The organism is Novosphingobium sp. JCM 18896 (assembly GCF_025938095.1).
Lineage (GTDB): Bacteria > Pseudomonadota > Alphaproteobacteria > Sphingomonadales > Sphingomonadaceae > Novosphingobium.
Genome location: NZ_JAPCZF010000002.1, coordinates 847,702 through 864,946 on the forward strand (window position 1 = coordinate 847,702; position 17,245 = coordinate 864,946).

13 protein-coding genes are annotated in these 17,245 nt (G+C 69.7%); 3 read left to right on the top strand and 10 right to left on the bottom strand.

Features of this window, described 5'->3' with window-relative positions:
* Positions 1-90 precede the first annotated feature (90 nt).
* Positions 91-756 carry a PilZ domain-containing protein gene (locus OLX23_RS10030; RefSeq protein WP_264444798.1) on the top strand — a complete coding sequence of 222 codons (666 nt, stop codon included), beginning with the start codon at positions 91-93 and terminating at the stop codon, positions 754-756.
* Positions 757-763: 7 nt separating this feature from the next.
* Here OLX23_RS10030 and msrB read toward each other — a convergent pair whose 3' ends face one another.
* Genes msrB through OLX23_RS10045 form a run of 3 tightly spaced genes read right to left on the bottom strand, consistent with a single transcriptional unit; the run spans position 764 to position 3,536 of the window.
* Positions 764-1,261: a peptide-methionine (R)-S-oxide reductase MsrB gene (gene msrB / locus OLX23_RS10035; protein WP_264444801.1), complete on the bottom strand. Its 498-nt coding sequence runs from the start codon at positions 1,259-1,261 to the stop codon at positions 764-766.
* Between the two features lie 44 nt (positions 1,262-1,305).
* The gene (locus OLX23_RS10040) at positions 1,306-2,550 is read right to left on the bottom strand and encodes an ABC transporter permease (RefSeq protein ID WP_264444803.1); all 1,245 of its coding nucleotides are present in this window, start codon (positions 2,548-2,550) and stop codon (positions 1,306-1,308) included.
* On the bottom strand, positions 2,547-3,536 hold the full coding sequence (locus OLX23_RS10045) for an ABC transporter ATP-binding protein (protein WP_264444805.1): 990 nt from the start codon (positions 3,534-3,536) through the stop codon (positions 2,547-2,549). The genes OLX23_RS10040 and OLX23_RS10045 overlap by 4 nt, the downstream gene beginning before the upstream one ends.
* A gap of 70 nt (positions 3,537-3,606) precedes the next feature.
* Between OLX23_RS10045 and queG the strand changes: the two genes are divergently transcribed.
* Positions 3,607-4,665, top strand: a complete 1,059-nt coding sequence (queG, locus tag OLX23_RS10050; protein ID WP_264444928.1) for a tRNA epoxyqueuosine(34) reductase QueG — start codon at positions 3,607-3,609, stop codon at positions 4,663-4,665.
* Between the two features lie 156 nt (positions 4,666-4,821).
* On the opposite strand, the gene OLX23_RS10055 is transcribed toward queG, so the two are convergent.
* Positions 4,822-5,277: a RidA family protein gene (locus OLX23_RS10055; protein WP_264444807.1), complete on the bottom strand. Its 456-nt coding sequence runs from the start codon at positions 5,275-5,277 to the stop codon at positions 4,822-4,824.
* Between the two features lie 138 nt (positions 5,278-5,415).
* Between OLX23_RS10055 and OLX23_RS10060 the strand changes: the two genes are divergently transcribed.
* On the top strand, positions 5,416-6,126 hold the full coding sequence (locus tag OLX23_RS10060; RefSeq protein ID WP_264444809.1) for a hypothetical protein: 711 nt from the start codon (positions 5,416-5,418) through the stop codon (positions 6,124-6,126).
* 173 nt (positions 6,127-6,299) lie between these two features.
* On the opposite strand, the gene OLX23_RS10065 is transcribed toward OLX23_RS10060, so the two are convergent.
* The 6 genes from OLX23_RS10065 to OLX23_RS10090 form a co-directional block, all read right to left on the bottom strand.
* The gene (locus OLX23_RS10065; RefSeq protein ID WP_264444811.1) at positions 6,300-7,523 is read right to left on the bottom strand and encodes an NAD(P)/FAD-dependent oxidoreductase; all 1,224 of its coding nucleotides are present in this window, start codon (positions 7,521-7,523) and stop codon (positions 6,300-6,302) included.
* A gap of 125 nt (positions 7,524-7,648) precedes the next feature.
* Positions 7,649-12,364, bottom strand: coding sequence for an NAD-glutamate dehydrogenase (locus tag OLX23_RS10070; protein ID WP_264444813.1), 4,716 nt, complete (start codon positions 12,362-12,364; stop codon positions 7,649-7,651).
* Positions 12,365-12,390: 26 nt separating this feature from the next.
* On the bottom strand, positions 12,391-13,368 hold the full coding sequence (locus OLX23_RS10075; RefSeq protein WP_264444815.1) for an LLM class flavin-dependent oxidoreductase: 978 nt from the start codon (positions 13,366-13,368) through the stop codon (positions 12,391-12,393).
* Complete coding sequence (locus tag OLX23_RS10080; RefSeq protein WP_264444816.1) at positions 13,365-14,234, bottom strand: hypothetical protein; 870 nt, start codon at positions 14,232-14,234, stop codon at positions 13,365-13,367. Before OLX23_RS10080 ends, OLX23_RS10075 begins: the two co-directional genes overlap by 4 nt.
* Positions 14,235-14,245: 11 nt before the next feature.
* On the bottom strand, positions 14,246-15,013 hold the full coding sequence (locus OLX23_RS10085) for an alpha/beta hydrolase (RefSeq protein ID WP_264444817.1): 768 nt from the start codon (positions 15,011-15,013) through the stop codon (positions 14,246-14,248).
* A 41-nt stretch (positions 15,014-15,054) separates the two neighbouring features.
* Positions 15,055-17,211 (bottom strand): putative bifunctional diguanylate cyclase/phosphodiesterase, encoded by a 2,157-nt coding sequence (locus OLX23_RS10090; protein ID WP_264444818.1) that lies wholly within the window; start codon positions 17,209-17,211, stop codon positions 15,055-15,057.
* Between the last annotated feature and the right edge of the window lie 34 nt (positions 17,212-17,245).

A 17,245-nucleotide genomic window follows, 5' to 3' on the forward strand; every position in this document is an offset into this window, starting at 1 on the left:
AGACATTAGGTCGGATCGCATATCCTCCGGTGTGAAATCGGTTACGACGGCGCGGGTGTACGCGCCGTTCGGGCAACGATCAGGTGCGGAATGGACGAAGCGCAATCGAACCAGGGGCCCGGGCGGACGACGGAGATTTCCGTCGAGGATCTGCGCGCGGCACCGCGTTTCACGCTGCTGATCCGCAGCGCCAAGCTGATCTGCGATCACGGCGAATACCTCTGCATCATCCGCGACGTCTCGGCCAGCGGCGTGCGGCTGCGCACCTTCCACCCGCTGCCGCAGATTCCCGCGTTCACGCTCGAACTGTCCTCGGGCGAACGCTTCGAGCTCGAGCGCGTCTGGGAAGGCGGCGATCATGCGGGCTTCCGTTTCGCCGACTGGATCGACGTCCAGGACTTCATCGCCGAGGCCAGCCCCTATCCCAAGCGCGCGCTGCGCCTGCGGATCGAATTTCCCGCCACGCTCGAGGTCGACGGCAAAAGCGCCGAGGCGCGGATCCGCGATCTCTCGCGCGAAGGCGCGCGGATCGAGACCGACCTGCCGCTGGCGATCCGCCAGAAGCTGCGCATCTCGGCCAAGGGCTTCCCGTCGTTGACCGGCAGTGTCACCTGGCGCTCGGCCACGGCCTATGGCCTCGTGTTCCAGCAGGTCTTCACCTTCGACGAACTCGCCAAGCTCGCGGCGCAGCTGCAGCCGGTTAACCGGCCGCTCGAAGCGCCGCAGGCCTCGGTGGTGACGCGCCGCATCGCCTGAGCCCGGCTCAGGCGGGGCGGAACTGCATCGCCACGCCGTTCATGCAATAGCGCAGGCCCGTCGGCGCCGGCCCGTCGTCGAAGACGTGGCCGAGGTGGCCGCCGCAGCGCGCGCAGTGCACTTCGGTGCGCACCATGCCCAAGGAGCGGTCGCGCGTCGTGCCGATCGCGCGTGCCAGCGGGCGATAGAAGCTCGGCCAGCCGGTGCCGCTCTCGAACTTGGTCGAAGAGGCGAACAGCGGGTTGCCGTCGGCCGCGCAGACGAAGGTGCCGCGGCGGTGCTCCCGGTTCAGCGGTGAGGTACCCGGGCTTTCGGTGCCGTGCTCGCGCAGCACGTGGAACTGCGCGGGGGTCAGCCGGCGGCGCCATTCGGCATCGCTGTAGCTGACCGGAAAGGCTGCGGCCTGGGCCGGGTCGCTGCCGCAGGCGGCAAGCGCGGGCAGCGCGGCCGAAGCGGCGAGCCCGATCAGGAAGCGGCGGCGGCCAAGCGAGGGAACGGCGTCCATGACTGCAAGATCGGTGGCGTCCGCCGAATCGTCAATCCTGCGCGTCAGGCGCGCGCCTTGCGTGCGAACAGGCCGCGCCGCTTCGGCTTGGTCCCCTGCGGCCCCGACTTCATCACGCGCTTGCGGAACAGCCGCGAGCCCGCGCGCACCAGCAGCACGACCCACAGCACCTGCCAGCCGATCGCCGCGAGATGCGGCCAGACCGCGCTGTCCTGCGCCGCGCGCGCGAGCATGGCGAAGGGCGACGAGAACGGCACCAGCACCGCGGCGAGCTCGACCGGTGAGCCCGGGCGCGTCATCGCATAGGTGGCGAAGAAGAACACGAAGAGCTGCAGCATCGTCGCGGGCATCGACAGGGTCTGCACTTCGCGCACGGTCGTCGCCATCGAGCCGATCGCCAGGAAGACCGAGCCGATCAGCAGATAGGCCAGGGCGAAGTAGATCGCCCCCAGCGCCAAGAAAAGCGGCCAGCCGACCGCGGGATCGGCGAGGCTTTCGAGCGACTGCCCGCCGGCCAGCACGATCAGCCCGCCGGTCGCGCCCCAGACCGCGATGCCGACCAGCGAGACCCCGAGCATGGCGAAGAGCTTGCCGAAGAACACCGCATCCATCGGGATCGCCGCGGCCAGGATCTCGATGATCTTGTTGCCCTTCTCCTCGACGAGGTTCGACAGGACCATGCCCGCCAGCAGCATCGTCAGCAGGAACAGCAGGGTCTGCCCGGCCTGCGCCGTGCGCATGCGGGTGTCGGTCTTGTCGGCGGTGGTGGTGGTCTTCGTGCTCGCGAGCGAAACGGTCGGGTAGGTCTTGGGCCCGCGGCCGAGCGCCTCGGCCGCGACGACCGAGACCGGCCCCTGCCACCATTCGATGCGCTCCTTGGGGCCCGTCAGCACCAGCGCCGCGGGCGAGCCGCTGGCGATCGCCGCGAGGTTGGCGCCAGTGCCCTTGAGCGCTTCGGCCGGATCGAAAGGCTCGCCCGGCGCGAGCCGGCGGATCACCACGAATTCGGGCAGGTTCGCGCCGATCCGCGGGTCGAGCGCCTTGCGCGCGGCGATCATCGCGTCGGCATCGGCCGCGCGCATGGCCACGCCGAGCACGGGCTGCGCGGCGCTCTCGTGGACCTGCTGGCCGATCCCGCCGGCGAGCACGCCGACGATCACCGGGAACAGCGGCCCGATAAGGAAGAAGATGAAGCTGCGGCTGAACAGGATCGCGGTGAAATCGCGCCGGGCGATCACCAGCGCGGCGGCGAAGGTCGACAGGCGGCCCTGGGCGGGATGCGGGGTCATGCGCGCTGCTCCTCGCTGGTGCCTTCCTCGAGCGCGCGCGCCGCGGCCTCGCCGGCGATGGCGACGAAGGCGTCGTGCAGCCCGGCGCGCTCGATCGACAGCGAGAGGATCCCGGCCTCGCCTTCGATCAGCGCGCGCAACAGCGGCTCGATGCCGCTCTCGGGCAGGATGAAGTTCCAGAACCGCCCCTCGCGCCGCACGTCGGCGGGCAGGGCGGCGCGCCAGGTGCCGTCGTCGGCGCGCGTTTCGAGCCGCACCTGCGGGCGGATGCGGTCGCGCGCGACATCGACCGGCCCGGCGAAGGGCACCTTGCCGCCGGCGATGATCGCGACCTCGTCGCAGAGCCGCTCGGCGTGGGCGATGACGTGGGTCGAGAAGATCACCGTCGTGCCCTTTTCGGCGAGCCCGCGCATCATCTTCTCGAGCTTGCCCTGGTTGAGCGCGTCGAGGCCCGAGAAAGGCTCGTCGAAGATCACCAGCTTCGGCTCATGCACCAAGGTGCCGAGGATCTGCACCTGCTGCGCCATACCCTTGGAGAGCTGGCGGATCTGGCGATCGATCGCATAGCCGAGGCCGTGCTCCTCGAGCAGCGCCTTGCCGCGCTTGCGCCCTTCGGCCAGCGGCAGGCCGCGCAGCGCGCCGACGAAGGCGATCGCCTCATAGGCCTTCATCGCCGGATAGAGCCCGCGCTCCTCGGGCAGGTAGCCGATGGCATGGGCGACGTCGTGCGGCCGTTCGGCGCCGAGCACGCGGCGCAGGCCGGCGTCGGGGTCGATGATACCCAGCAGCATGCGCAGGGTCGTGGTCTTGCCCGCGCCGTTGGGGCCGAGGATGCCGTAGATCGCGCCCTCGGGCACGGCCAGGTCCACCCCGTCGACCGCGGTGAAGCCATCGAAGCGCTTGACCAGGCCGCGCGCCTCGATCGCCAGCGGTCGCTCGCCCGTGGCACCCAAGTTGCCGGTTCCGGCCCGATCCCCTACGTCCATCTTCATAGCCTGCGCGATTAATCGTGGCGTGTGAATAGGAGCCTGATCGAGTTTGGTTAATCCCGAAGTCATGACCGAACTGCGCGCCGACCTGGCGGCGGAAGCGGCGCGGCTGGGCTTCGCGGCTTTCGGCGTCGCGCCGGCGAGCGAGAACGCGCGCACGGCGCTGGCGCTCGAGGACTGGCTGGCCGAGGGCATGCACGGCTCGATGGACTGGATGGCCGAGCGCGCGCACCACCGCCGCTCGCCGCAGGGGCTCTGGCCCGAGGCGCAGCGCGTGATCGGCCTCGGCATGTCCTATGCGCCGGCGACCGATCCGACGGCGCTCGCCGCGCATCCCGATCGCGCGCGGATATCGGTCTATGCGCAAGGCAAGGATTACCACGACGTCGTCAAGAAGGCGCTCAAGGCGCTGGCGCGCTGGCTGGTCGAGACGGCGAAGAAGCGCGGGCTGGGCGAGATCGGCGTCAAGGTCTTCGTCGATACGGCGCCGGTCATGGAAAAGCCGCTGGGCGAGGCGGCCGGGCTCGGCTGGCAGGGCAAGCACACCAACCTGGTCAGCCGCGAGCACGGCTCCTGGCTGTTCCTCGGCGCGATCTACACGACGCTCGCGCTGCCTCTCGACGAACCCGGCGAGGATCGCTGCGGTTCGTGCAGCGCCTGCCAGGACGCCTGCCCGACCCAGGCTTTCCCCGCGCCTTACCGGCTCGATGCGCGGCGTTGCATCTCCTACCTGACGATCGAGCACAAAGGCCCGATCCCGGAGGAGTTCCGCGAGGCTCTGGGCAACCGCATCTACGGCTGCGACGATTGCCTGGCCGCCTGCCCGTGGAACAAGTTCGCCGACGAGGCGCATGCCATGCGCCAGTTCCTGCCACGCGCCGAACTCGTCGCGCCGCGGCTCGACGAATTGCTCGCGCTCGACGACGCGGGCTTCCGCGCGCTGTTCTCGGGCTCGCCGATCAAGCGCATCGGCCGCGACCGTTTCGTCCGCAACTGCCTGATCGCCGCGGGGAACAGCGGCGACTTGGCTTTGGCGACCCAAGTGGAAGCGCTGCGCGCCGATCCCGATCCGGTCGTCGCCGAAGCCGCCGATTGGGCGGCCTTACGGCTCTGCGAACATCGCTAGTCTCTCGTCGCCCCTGCGAAGGCAGGGGCCTAACCGACGGAGCCTTCAGGCCCACCCCCGTCAGAACGAGAACGCGGCTGGGCCCCTGCCTTCGCAGGGGCGACGGCGTTGATGTGTGATGATCTGGGAATGGGCGTAGGAAGGATATAGCGCGAACTACTTCTTCTCCTTCGCCGCGATTCCCATGATCTCGAAGTTCGCCCCGCCCAGCAGGCTCCCCGCGCCGATGAAGGCGCGCGCGGGCAGGGGGCCCTTGAAATAGGTGCGGTAGACTTCGTTGAACACGGCATAGTTGGCGAGGTCGCTGGCGAAGATCTGCACCCAGACGAGGTCGTCGGTGGTCATGCCGGCGCGCGTCAGGGTGCGCACGAGGCCGTCCATCAGCAGCTTGGCGCCGGCGCGCGGGTCGGTCGGCGGCTTGCCCGTGGCGGGATCGGTGTCGGTCGAGCCCGAGATGTAGAGCGTGTCGCCGACCTGCACCGCCGCGCTGAACGGCGGTCCGGCCGTGGTCGGCGCACCGGGCCGGACGATCGGGAAATGGGTGGTCTCGGCCTGGGCGGCAGCGGGCAGGGCGAGTGCTAGGGAAAACAGGGCGAACGAAGCGAAACGCATGGGCGGCCTCCGGCAGACGGTGCGGCGATCCTGCGCGGTGCGGCCGGCCGGCGGCAATGCGCCGCCTTGCGACTTGCCCTGGCGCGGGACGCCGGGTTAGCCTGGGGCGGGTTGCGACGATCCGGGGAGGGTGGTGGCATGAAGACCGTTCTGGCGAAATCTTTGGTCCTGTTGATCGGGCTGGTCGCCCTGGCCCCCGCGGCCGAGGCGCGCGGCATCGACTGCGGCAAGGCGACGACGCGGCTCGACAAGATCATCTGCGCCGATCCGCAGATGCGCGAATACGATGGGCGGATTGCTGCGGCCTATGCTGCGGCGCTGACCGCCTGGAACGGCGCGATCGCCGCCTATGTGCGCCGCGACCAGGCCGCCTGGCTCAGCGCTTTCCGCGCGATCGGCGTCGACGACAACGGCGGCTGTACGCTCGATGCCGACCCCACTGTCTTGCGCGATTGCATCCGCGAGGAAATGCTGCACCGGACCGAGGACGTCGAGAGCGGTTCCTACGTGCACAGCGGCGTCTATCTCGCCGCCGACGGCCGCAAGCTGCTGCTGACGCCGCGGCGCGCCAACGGCTATGCGCTGCGTGTGTTCAAGCTGCCCGACAGGAACGTGGCCTCGCTCGACGAGGATCGCGCCGCGCTGTGGGACGGGCCGAACGCGATGGTCGTGAAAATGGGCGACGCCAACGGTGCCCCGCTGCCCAAGGCCTGCACCTTGCGCCTGGTGCCGACGCCGCTGGCGATCACCGTGACGCAGACGGGTGCCTGCGACGGACACTCCTATGCCGGCAGCTATCGCCGCGATCTGACGCAGACCTTGGCCGACTACCAGTTCGAGCTGTTCTGAGACATTGCGGGATCCGGGTCGTAAAACCAACCCCGCTCACCCTGAGCTTGTCGAAGGGTGTTGGCGCGACTGTGGCGCTTGGTGCTTCGACAAGCTCAGCACGAGCGGGTTGGGTTCTGAATCCTGGCCTGCCGCCGGTCTGACCGTGCCCCCGCTTGGGCGGGGGCAGCGGATTACAGCAGTTCCTTGAGCGGCACGTTCGCGTCGGCGAGCTGGGCGAGGTCGGGGCTGGCGCCCGCTTCGACCAGCTTGCGGCCCTGGACGTAGTCCTTGACCATGTTGACGCAGTCGAGCGCGATGACCTTGCCGCCCTTGAGGTAGACCACCGAGAAGGCGCGGTCGTCGGGACTGCCGCGCAGCACGGTCTGGTCGAAGCCGACCGAGAGGCCCGCGGTCTGCAGGCGCAGGTCATACTGGTTCGACCAGAACCAGGGGAAGGCCTTGTAGGGCTTCTCGTCGCCGAGGATCGCCTTGGCGACGCAGGTCGCCTGGTCGTTGGCGTTCTGCACCGATTCGACGCGCATCACCGTGCCGCCGGCATAGTCGACGGCGAAAGCCGCGCAGTCGCCGATCGCATAGACGTCGGGCAGCGAGGTCCGGCAATATTCGTCGATGTCGACGCCGTTGCCGCCCGAAGCGCCGGCGGCGATCAGCGCGCCGACCGCGGGGACGATGCCGATGCCGACGATCACCGCGTCGGCGGGGAGGACGGTGCCGTCGGCGAGCTGGACGCCGGTGACGCGGCCTTCTCCGACCAGGCCCTCGACCGCCACGCCGGTGCGCAGGTCGACGCCGTGGTCGCGGTGTTCCTTCTCGTAGAAGGCCGAGAGTTCCTCGCCGGCGACGCGCGCGAGCACGCGCGGCAGGGCCTCGAGCAGGGTGACCTGGCAGCCGAGCTTGGTCAGCACGGCCGCGGCCTCGAGGCCGATGTAGCCGCCGCCGATCACGACGATGTTCTTCACGCCGCCGTCGATCTCGCCCATCAGCTGGTCGCAGTCGGCGCGGGTGCGCACGGGGTGCAGGCCGGCGAGGTCCGAACCCGGGCACGACAGGCGCCGCGGATCGCCGCCGGTCGCCCAGACGAGCTTGCCGTAGCCCAGGGTCTTGCCGTTCGAGAGGGTGACCTGATTGGCCGCGGGATCGACCGCGGTGACTTCGGTGTTGAGGTGGAGGTGGACGTCCTTCTCTTCCCAGAAGGCGGGCGGACGGATGTAGAGCCGGTCGAAGGTCTTCTCGCGCGCGAAGTATTCCTTCGACAGCGGCGGGCGCTCATAGGGCGGCTCGGGCTCGCGCCCGATCATCACGATCGACCCGGTGAAACCCCCCTGGCGCAGCGCGATGGCGCACTGCGCCCCGCCATGACCCGCACCTACGATGACGACGTCTGCTTTATCCATCCGCGCTCGATTGGCGAAATCGGGAGCCGCGTCAATGGGGGTACTATCGGATTGTGATCCTTTGTGGATCATAGGTTGCGAGAGGCAAAGCGCCCATCCTCCCCGGAACGGGGAGGATGGGCCGCTTACCGCGCCAGCAGGTTCCTCGCCTGGCTGGCGAGCTGCGCGAGGATCGCCGGCGATACCGCCACGGCGGTTTGCGCCCGGGCGATCATCGCGCGGAACTGGCGCACCGCGCCCGACTGCGCCTCGGCCCAGCGATCGACCGCGGCGATCGGATCGCCCTTCTTGGTCACCGCGCGGTGGAGGAAATCGAGCCGCATCTGCTGGAAATCGCGCGCGAGGCCGGCGACGAGCAGGCGCTCCCACGAATCCGACGGATTCATCCGCACCGCCGCGGCCTGGGCCCAGTCGAGCCCGAGCCGCGCGCCGAGATCGATGAAGCCCGCGGTCAGCGCGGTCGCGGTGACGCCGATACTGCTCGCGAGGCTGGCCAGGCCGACCGCGCCGTCCATGTCGAAGACGTGCGCGACCATGCCGGTCTCGGCCTCGGGCGCACCCGTGGCGACGAGCTCGCCGCGCAGCCGCGTCGAGCTCGCGCGGCCCTCGCTGCCGAGCAGCTTCTGCGCGGCCTTGGCGAGCTGGTCGACCCCGGGCTTGAGCGCCTCGATCAGCACCGAGGGATGGGTCTGCCCGCTGCCCGTGCGCAGCAGGTCGGCGATCTGCGGACGCAGCGCCGCGGCGGCGCGATCGAACAGCTGGATGCGCGCGGCCTCGGGCATGTCGCCGGTCTCGATCGCCTGCCAGACCTTGTCCATGCCGAACAGCCGCTCGGCGGCGACGAAGCCCGCGCAGACTTGCGCCAGGGTCGCGCCTTCCTGCTCGACGAGTTCGAGCGGGTGGACGATGCCCAGCCGGTTGATCATGCGGTTGGCCAGCTTGGTGGCGATGATCTCGCGCCGCAGCCGGTGCGAGAGGATGTCGTCCTCGAACTTTCGCCGCATCTGCGGCGGGAACGCGGCAAGCAGGTCGGCTGTCAAGCCGGGGTCGTCGGGCAGCGAAGAGTCTTCCAATCCCGCCTGGACCGCGAGCTTGACGCTCGACAGCAGCACCGCGAGTTCGGGGCGCGACAGGCCGAAACCCTCGGCCGCGCGGCGTGCCAGCGTCTCGTTGTCGGCCAGGCCCTCGGTCTTGCGGTCAAGCTGGCCGCGCTCTTCGAGCATCTCGATCACGCGGATGTAGCTCGGCGTCGCCGCCGGTCCCGGCGCCTCGGCGATCGACAGGCCGAGTGCCTGCAACCTGTTGTCTTCCAAGACCAATTCGGCGACGTCGTCGGTCATGTCGCCGAGCAGCTTGACCCGGGCTTTCTCCGTCAGGCGATCGTCGCGCTTCGCCGAAGCCAGCGCGATCTTGATGTTGACCTCGTTGTCCGAACAGTCGACGCCCGCCGAATTGTCGATGAAGTCGGTGTTGATCCGGCCACCGGCAAGCGCGAACTCGATCCGCCCGGCCTGGGTGCAGCCGAGGTTGGCGCCCTCGCCGATGACATGCGCGCGCACCTCGCGCCCGTCGACCCGCAGCCCGTCGTTGGCCGGATCGCCGACCTGGACGTTGTTCTCACCCGCGGCCTTCACATAGGTGCCGATGCCGCCGAACCACAGCAGGTCGACCGGGGCCTTGAGGATCGCCGAGATCAAGGTTTCGGGATCGGTGCTCTCGGCCTCGATGTCGAGCACCGCGCGGATCTCGGGGCTCAGCGGGATCGACTTGAGCGACCGCGGGAAGACGCCGCCGCCCTTCGAGATCAGCCCCTTGTCGTAGTCGTCCCAAGACGAGCGCGGCAGTGCGAACATGCGGTCGCGCTCGGCCCAGCTCTTCGCCGGATCGGGATCGGGATCGAGGAAGACATGGCGGTGGTCGAAGGCGGCGACGACCTTCAAGGCCTTCGACAGCAGCATGCCGTTGCCGAAGACGTCGCCCGACATGTCGCCGCAGCCGACGACGCGCACCGACTCGCTCTGCACGTCGACCCCGCGTTCGAGGAAGTGACGGCGGACCGACAGCCAAGCGCCGCGCGCGGTGATGCCCATGGCCTTGTGGTCGTAGCCCTTCGAGCCGCCGCTGGCGAAGGCGTCGTCGAGCCAGAAGTCCTTCTCTTCGGCCAGGGCATTGGCCGTGTCGGAGAAGGTCGCCGTGCCCTTGTCGGCGGCGACGACGAAATAGGGATCCTCGCCGTCGCGGATGACGACGCTCTTGGGGTGGACGACCTTGCCGCCCTGGATGTTGTCGGTGATCGACAGCAAGGTGCGGATGAAGACCTGGTAGCTGGCCTTGCCCTCGGCCAGCCAGCCCTCGCGGTCGGCCGCGGGATCGGGCAGACGCTTGGGATAGAAGCCGCCCTTGGCGCCGGTCGGCACGATCACCGCATTCTTGACGCGTTGCGCTTTCATCAGCCCGAGGATCTCGGTGCGGAAGTCGTCGCGGCGATCTGACCAGCGCAGGCCGCCGCGTGCGACCGGGCCGGCGCGCAGGTGGATACCCTCGACCCGGCGCGAATAGACGAAGATCTCGCGCCACGGCACCGGCCGCGGCAGGCCGGGCACCTGGGCCGAATCGATCTTGAACGCGAGCGCGGTTTCGGGCGCATTATGCTGCGGCACGACGAAGGCATTGCTGCGCAGCATGGCTGCAACAAGCGCGCGATAATGGCGCAGCAAACGGTCGTCGTTGATCGCCGAAACCTGGGCCAGCCCGTCGCGGATTTCGTCCTCTGCCGCGGCTTCGGCCTTGGCGCGATCGCCGGCGAAGGCGGGATCGTGGCGCGCGACGAACAGCGCGATCAGCCCGCGCGCGACGCGCGGCGCATTGGCCAGCGCATCGACCACCGTGGCGATGCCGAAGGACAGCGTCGCCTGGCGCAAGTAGCGATACCAGGCGCGCAGCCAGTTCGCCTCGTGCGCGGCGAGGCCGGTGGCGGTGATCAGCCGGTTGAACGCATCGTCCTCGGCCATGCCGTTGAGCACAGCGGCGATCGCCGCTTCGACCTCGGCGGCGCGCGCCAGCAGGTCCCCGGCGCTCAGCCCGCGCGGCAGGTCGAGCGTGAAGTCGTGGATCGCACCGAGTTCGCCGCCCTCGGTCTCGGACGTGTCGAGCAGGGTCGGCACGTCGCCGGCGACGCGGAAGCCGAAGTTCTCGAGCATCGGCACAGCGTCGGACAGCTCGAGCTTGCCGCGGCGCTGATAGAGCTTGAGCTGGACCTGGCCGCCGCCGCAGCCCTCGCGGCAGTGGAAGCGCGCGTCGCGGTGCGGCGCGTCGATCACCTCGACCGCCAGGCCGCGCAGCCGCATGATGTCGGCGGCGGCTTCGGCCGGGCCGTAGTCGGTGCGATAGGCCAGCGGGAAGGCCTCGGCGAAGCGCGCGGCGAGGGCGGCGGCGCGCGCCGGCGAATCGTGTTCGACGAGCTCGGCCTCGACCGCCGCGGGCCAGCCGCGGACCATCGCCGCGAAGACGCGGTCGAGCTCGGCCTCGTCGGGCGTGGTCGCGTCGTCGTCGATGTCGATGACAAAGCGCATCATCGCGAGGTTGGCGGCGATCTCGAGGTTCCAGTCGATCACCGGCGAATGCGCGGCCTCGGCGAGCAGCGCCTGGACCTGCAGGCGCAGCGCGGTCGACATCGCATCGCGCGGCAGCCAGACGAAGGCATAGAGATGCCGGTCGAGCGCCGAGCGCACGAGCAGGATGCGCGGCCGCGGGCGATCGACCAGGCTCATCATCGCGGTGGCGACGCGGCTCAGGTCCTCGGCCTCGAAGGCGATCAGCAGGTCGTGCGGCAGGGTGGTCAGCGCGTGGACCAGCGCCTTGCCGTCGTGCCCGCGCCGGTCGAAGCCGAAGCGTTGCATGAGATCGGCGAGCGAGGCGCGCAGGCCGGGCACCTGGTCGGGCGGCGAGGCCAGCGCGGCGCTGGTCCAGAGGCCCGCATGGGTGGAAATGGCGGTGACCTTACCGCCTTCGATCACGGGTACGAAGACCAGGTCGACCGGCACGCGGCGATGGACGTGGCTGATCTCGTCGGACTTGAGCACCAGCGGCGCGGGATCGCGCTTGGCCTTGGCCTGGGCATCGAACCAGGCGAAGGCGCGCGCGAAGCTGGCGTCCGAGGGTAGGACCCGATCGCCGAGCCGGCTGATGCCGAGCGCCTTGGTCTTGCGGCCGTCGCGGCCATAGAGGACATGGCCGAGCTGGGTCATGCGCCCTTCGCGGAACCAGCGCAGCAGCGCGACGCCCTCGGTTTCGACACCGGCTTGTTCGGCCAGACGATCGGCATCGGCCGCCATCGCCGCCTGCATCTTCGGCCAGTCCTCGACCGCCAGGCGGACCTCTTCCAGGGTCGCCGCCAGCGCCGAGCGCAGCCTTACGCGGGTACGCGCGTCGGCGCGCGGGGTCTCGACATAGACGATCGATTCGCGCTGGGCCTTGGCGTTGTCTGGATCGTCGGTGCCGAGCTCCTTGAGCTGGCCCTCGGTGCCGCGCCGGGTGGTGACGATCGGATGGACCAGACGGTCGATCGCCAGCCCTTCGGCGTCGACCGTCGCGGCGATCGAATCGACCAGGAACGGCATGTCGTCGTTGACCACGGCGATACGCGTAAGGCGCTCGGTGATCGCGCCGGTGACGGCCTCGACCACGATTGCCGACTGGCCCGGCTTGCGGTCGTAGGCGGCCTCGAGCACGACGCGCGCGGCCTCGGCCAGGCCCTGCTTGCTGAACCCCTCTTCGCCGGTCAGCAGCGAGGCCGACAACTGTTCGGCCATCGCGCTCGCCAGATGTTTCTGTGACGGCATGGCTTCGCTCCCCGTTCTATGCGGCCCTAGCTCAGGGCCTCAATGGTCAGTCGCAGGGATCGTTCCCGCGCCTGAGGATCCCAGATGGCACCGGCGACGATGATTTCGTCGGCCCGTGTCCGTTCGATGAAGGCTTGCATCTGCGCGCGCACCGTTGCCGGGCTGCCGACGGCGCTGGCCTGGCGCGCGAAGTCGAGCCCTTCGCGCACGGCCGGCGGCAGGCTGTCGCGATAGTGCGGCACCGGCGGCTTGAGCTTGCCCGGATTGCCCGTGCGCAGCGCGACGAAGGACTGGTCGCCCGAGGTCGAGAGCAGCGCGGCTTCCTCGTCGGTATCGGCGGCGATCACGTTCATCGCGGCCATGACATGCGGCCTGTCGAGCGTTTCCGAAGGCTGGAAGCGCTCGCGATAGATCAGCAGCGCCTGGTCGAGCTGGGCCGGCGCGAAATGCGAGGCGAAGGCGAAAGGCAGGCCGAGATGTGCAGCCAGGCTCGCACCGAACAGGCTCGAGCCGAGGATCCACATTTCGACCGGCGCGCCGCTGCCCGGCGTCGCCATGATCGGCATTGCCTCGCCGGCAAAGCGCGCCTGCAGTTCGACGACGTCCTGCGGAAAGCGTTCGGCGGCTTCCATCAGGTTGCGGCGCAAGGCCTGCGCGACGCGCTGATCGGCGCCGGGCGCGCGGCCGAGGCCGAGGTCGATGCGGCCGGGGAACAGCGCGTCGAGCGTGCCGAACTGCTCGGCGATGACCAGCGGATTGTGGTTGGGCAGCATGATGCCGCCGGCGCCGATGCGGATCGTCGAGGTCGCCTGCCCGACATGCGCGAGCGCGACCGCGGTCGCGCCGCCGGCGATGCCTTCCATGCCGTGGTGTTCGGCGATCCAGAAGCGCCGGTAGCCGGCCTCTTCGGCGACCCGCGCGAGCGCGGCGCTCTCGGCGAGCGCTTGGCCGACGGTGCCGCCTTCGCGCACCGGGACGAGATCGAGGACCGAAAGCGGAATCATCGTGAAGGCGGCTCCGTGGGTTTCGGTGTCGGCTTGGCGGCCAGCGCCGGATCGAGCTGCGCCAGATAGCCCTTGGCGGTACTCGCCTCGGCGCTGTCGGGCGCGGTGGACATGACCGATTGCCACGATCGGCGCGCGGCCTCGTCGCGTCCGCCGAGCACGGCGATGACGCCGGCTTCGAGCCCGATCGCGGGATCGACCGGCTTCAGCGCGGCTGCCTTCTCGATCTGTGCCTGCGCTTCAGTCAGCTTGTTCAGCCGGCGCGAGAGCGTGGCCGAGAGCAGCCATATCTCGGCATCGTTCGGCGCCGCCGCACGCGCCTGCGCCAGCGGCGCTTCGGCCTCGGCATCGCGCTTGAGCGCGACCAGCGCGCGGGCGCGCAGCAGCGCGACGAAGCCCGACATGGCGGGGCTGTCGAGCGCGTCGACGATCGCGGCGTCGAGCATGGTCAGCGCCGTCGCGGGATCGCTGGCGTTGAGCGCGGCTTCGCCCGCCGCCGCACCCAACCGTGCGCGCCATTGCGGGGTGCCCGCTTCCTGGCGCGCTTCGCCGAAGGCGGTGGCGGATTCGGTCCAGCGGCCGGTCATGCCGAGCAGGGTGCCCAGGCATTCGTTGGCCTTGGCGCGTTCGGTGCCGCTCGCCCTTGCCGCCCAGGCGCGCGAGGCATCGGCGTCGGCGGCGAAATCGCCGGTCTGCGGGCAGACCTTCTCCGCAGCTATCGGGGCGGGCGCCCCGGCAGCCTTGGCGCGGTTGCGCGGCGGCGGCCGCAGCGGCGTGGCATCGCGTTCGTGGGGCAGCGGCGGTGCGGCGCCGGGCGTGTTGAGGGCGCCGACCTGGGCCGCGAGAAGGGCAAGTGCGAAGGACATTCCGGGCTCCGTCAGCCGGCCTCCCCGGTCAGAGCCGCTGCCGTGCGCAGCAGCAGCGCGATGTCGCCGTCGCGCGAGAGGCGGTGGTCGCCGTCCTTGATGAGCGCGACCTGCACGTCGGCTGAACGCAGCACCGCGGCGAGCCGCATCGACACTTCCCAAGGCACGTCGGGATCGGCCTGGCCGTGGATCAGCCGCACCGGACAATCGAGCGCGATCTCGTCGGCGAGGAGCAGGTGCTGCTGCCCGTCGGCCCAGAAACGGGCGTGGGTCGGGGTGGGTTCGGGGCCGTACTGGTTGGGCTCGAAAATGGTCTCGCCCGCTTCGAGCCTGGCCTTGTCGGCGGGCGTATAGCCCCAGGTCGTGAAGTCGGGCGCGGGGGCGAGGCCGATCAGCCCGGCGCGGTGCTCGGCCGGCAGGGCCAGCGCGACGAGCAGCATCAGCCAGCCGCCCATCGACGATCCGATCAGCACGACGGGCCCCGGGCATTGCGCCGCGATCAGCGCCAGCACCTCGTCACGCCAGCGCGACAGGGTTCCGTCGGCGAAGTCGCCCGGACTCTCGCCGCAGCCCGAATAGTCGAGCAGCAGGCAGGCGCGTCCTCGCGCAACCGCCCAGTCGAACAGCGCGGTCGCCTTGCCGCCGGCCATGTCGGACATGTAGCCGGGCAGGAACACCAGCGCCGGGCCAGCGGCTCCGGCAGCTCCGGGGGCACTTCCGGGGTTGAAGCGGTAGGCGATGCGGCGGCCGTCGGCCAGCGTGTGGAACTGCGTGAGCATCGCCCGCTATGTGGAACCGTCCTGCCCGAAGGGCAAGGGTGTCAGGCCACCTTGCGGTCGCTCTTGCGATCGGCCGTCGGTCCCGCCTCGTAATAACCGTCCACCGCCTCGGCCTCGATCGGCCGGCTGTAGTGGTAGCCCTGGACGTGGGTGCAGCCCGCGCTGCGCACCGGATCGACGAGGCCTTCGTCGCTGATGCCCTCGGCGACGACCTCGGCGCCGATGCGCAAGGCCATGGTCACGGCGGCGTCGAACACCGCCTGCGAGGTCGGGTCCTTGCCGAGATCGGTGATCAGGCTTCGGTCGAGCTTGAGGCGGTCGAACTTGAAGGTCTTCATCATGCACAGCGACGAATAGCCCGTGCCGAAATCGTCGAGCGCGATGCGGAAGCCGGCGTTGCGCAGCAGGTTCAGGGTCATCAGCGCGCGCGTGTTGCGTTCGATCGACAGCGATTCAGTGACCTCCAGGATCACGCGTTGCGGCGTGATCGCGTGGCTGCGGCAGCAGTCCATGAGGAAGCCGACGAAGCCCTCCTGCTGCAGCTGCAGCGGCGACAGGTTGATGCTCATCGACAGGTGCGGCCAGCGCGACAGGTCGTCGAGCGCGCGCTGGACGATCCAGTAGCCGAGCTGGACCATCAGGCCCGAGCGCTCGGCCGCGGGGATGAAGCGCGCCGGGCTGATCTCGCCGAGCAGCGGGTGCTGCCAGCGCACGAGGGCCTCGACCTCGTCCTCGCCGCCAGTCATCGAATGGATCGGCTGATAGACCATGCGCAGCTGGCCTTCGTCGAGCGCCAGCGCGAGGTCGCGTTCGAGCGCGCGGCTGAGCTCGCGCTCTTCCTCGAGATCGGCGGTGAAGCGCGTGGCGCGGTTGCGGCCGCCGTTCTTCGCGGCATAGAGTGCGAGGTCGGCCTGGTTGATCAGTGCGTTGACGTCGGGTTCGGCATGGGCGCCCCCGGCTTCGACCCCCTTCGTCTCGACCAGACCCAGCGAGACGCTGATCGCCACGGTATAGTCATCCAGATCGAAAGGATCGCGCATCGCCGTGACCAGATCGGTGCCGAGCGTGGCGGCGGCCCTGCCGGCAAGCGGCACGCAGATCGCGAATTCGTCGCCGCCGGTGCGCGCGACGATCGCCTGGTCGCCGAGCAGAGCGCCCATGCGCTCGCCGATCAGCTTGACCAGCCGGTCGCCGACCGCGTGGCCATAGTCGTCGTTGACGTGCTTGAAGCGGTCGATGTCGCCCAGCATCACCAGAAAGCTCTCGCCGTCGCCACCAGCGAGCTTCTGCGCGGTGCGCTCGATGAAGGCCCGGCGGTTGGGCAGGCCGGTCGAAGGATCGGTGAAAGCCAGGTTCTTCACCGCCTGGGCATTGCGGCGGAAGGTTTCGAGCGAGCCCGACAGTGCTTTCAGCTCGCGCAGGCGGAAATCGCCGACCTCGAAATCGAGATCGCCCTGGGCGAGGCGGCGCAGCGCGACGTGCATGCGGCGCAGCGCGGGCAGGATGTTGCGCAGCAGGTCGATCAGGATCAGCAGCGCGAAGGCGATCGTCACGGTGCCGGCACCGACGACGAGCATCTGCCAGTTGTCGCTCGACCGGCTGAGCTGGTCGTAGGCGCCGTCGCGGTCGGCGCTGGCCTTGGCTTCGATCGCGGCGGCGAGCGAGGCCATCTGCGCGTTGCGCTCGTCGATCGCGCTGCGCTCGGCGCGGCCCGAGGTGGGATTGGCGCGGACCTCGGCGATCGTCGCGACGTGCTGGTCGATGTCGGCGAGCACGGCGATGTCCTGCTGCAGGCCGTAGAGCTCCATGCCGCTGGCGCGCAGCGCGTTGATCTGTTCGCCGATGCGAATGGCGACGTCGGTCATCTCGCCGTCGGCGCGGCCGGCCTCGCTCGACGATGTCTCGCTCGCCGAGGCGGGGGAGAGATAGAGATGCGTCGCCAGCCGGAACTGCGCGACCAGCTTGACCAGCTGTTCGGCGTGTTCGGTGTTCGTCGCCGCTTCGCGCAGCTCCTCGCTCTCGACGCGCAGCTTGTACGCGCGATCCTGCGAGATCACTTGCAGCGCGCAGGTGCACGCCACGATCAGCAGCACCGCGCCGAGCAGCCGCTTCTCGAGCGACCCGAATATTGCCCCCAATCCAGCCTTCAGACTGGACCCCAGGGTGAACCCCAGGGTGAACCGACGTACCCGCACCATTTCGACCTCATCGACTTTTGAACGGCCGCTCTCT

What these genes read in the sequence shown, in the direction of transcription:
- OLX23_RS10030 (WP_264444798.1), top strand. Translation starts at nt 91, where the DNA reads ATGGACGAAGCGCAATCGAACCAGGGGCCCGGGCGGACGACGGAGATT.
- msrB (WP_264444801.1), bottom strand. Translation starts at nt 1,261, where the DNA reads ATGGACGCCGTTCCCTCGCTTGGCCGCCGCCGCTTCCTGATCGGGCTC.
- OLX23_RS10040 (WP_264444803.1), bottom strand. Translation starts at nt 2,550, where the DNA reads ATGACCCCGCATCCCGCCCAGGGCCGCCTGTCGACCTTCGCCGCCGCG.
- OLX23_RS10045 (WP_264444805.1), bottom strand. Translation starts at nt 3,536, where the DNA reads ATGGACGTAGGGGATCGGGCCGGAACCGGCAACTTGGGTGCCACGGGC.
- queG (WP_264444928.1), top strand. Translation starts at nt 3,607, where the DNA reads ATGACCGAACTGCGCGCCGACCTGGCGGCGGAAGCGGCGCGGCTGGGC.
- OLX23_RS10055 (WP_264444807.1), bottom strand. Translation starts at nt 5,277, where the DNA reads ATGCGTTTCGCTTCGTTCGCCCTGTTTTCCCTAGCACTCGCCCTGCCC.
- OLX23_RS10060 (WP_264444809.1), top strand. Translation starts at nt 5,416, where the DNA reads ATGAAGACCGTTCTGGCGAAATCTTTGGTCCTGTTGATCGGGCTGGTC.
- OLX23_RS10065 (WP_264444811.1), bottom strand. Translation starts at nt 7,523, where the DNA reads ATGGATAAAGCAGACGTCGTCATCGTAGGTGCGGGTCATGGCGGGGCG.
- OLX23_RS10070 (WP_264444813.1), bottom strand. Translation starts at nt 12,364, where the DNA reads ATGCCGTCACAGAAACATCTGGCGAGCGCGATGGCCGAACAGTTGTCG.
- OLX23_RS10075 (WP_264444815.1), bottom strand. Translation starts at nt 13,368, where the DNA reads ATGATTCCGCTTTCGGTCCTCGATCTCGTCCCGGTGCGCGAAGGCGGC.
- OLX23_RS10080 (WP_264444816.1), bottom strand. Translation starts at nt 14,234, where the DNA reads ATGTCCTTCGCACTTGCCCTTCTCGCGGCCCAGGTCGGCGCCCTCAAC.
- OLX23_RS10085 (WP_264444817.1), bottom strand. Translation starts at nt 15,013, where the DNA reads ATGCTCACGCAGTTCCACACGCTGGCCGACGGCCGCCGCATCGCCTAC.
- OLX23_RS10090 (WP_264444818.1), bottom strand. Translation starts at nt 17,211, where the DNA reads ATGGTGCGGGTACGTCGGTTCACCCTGGGGTTCACCCTGGGGTCCAGT.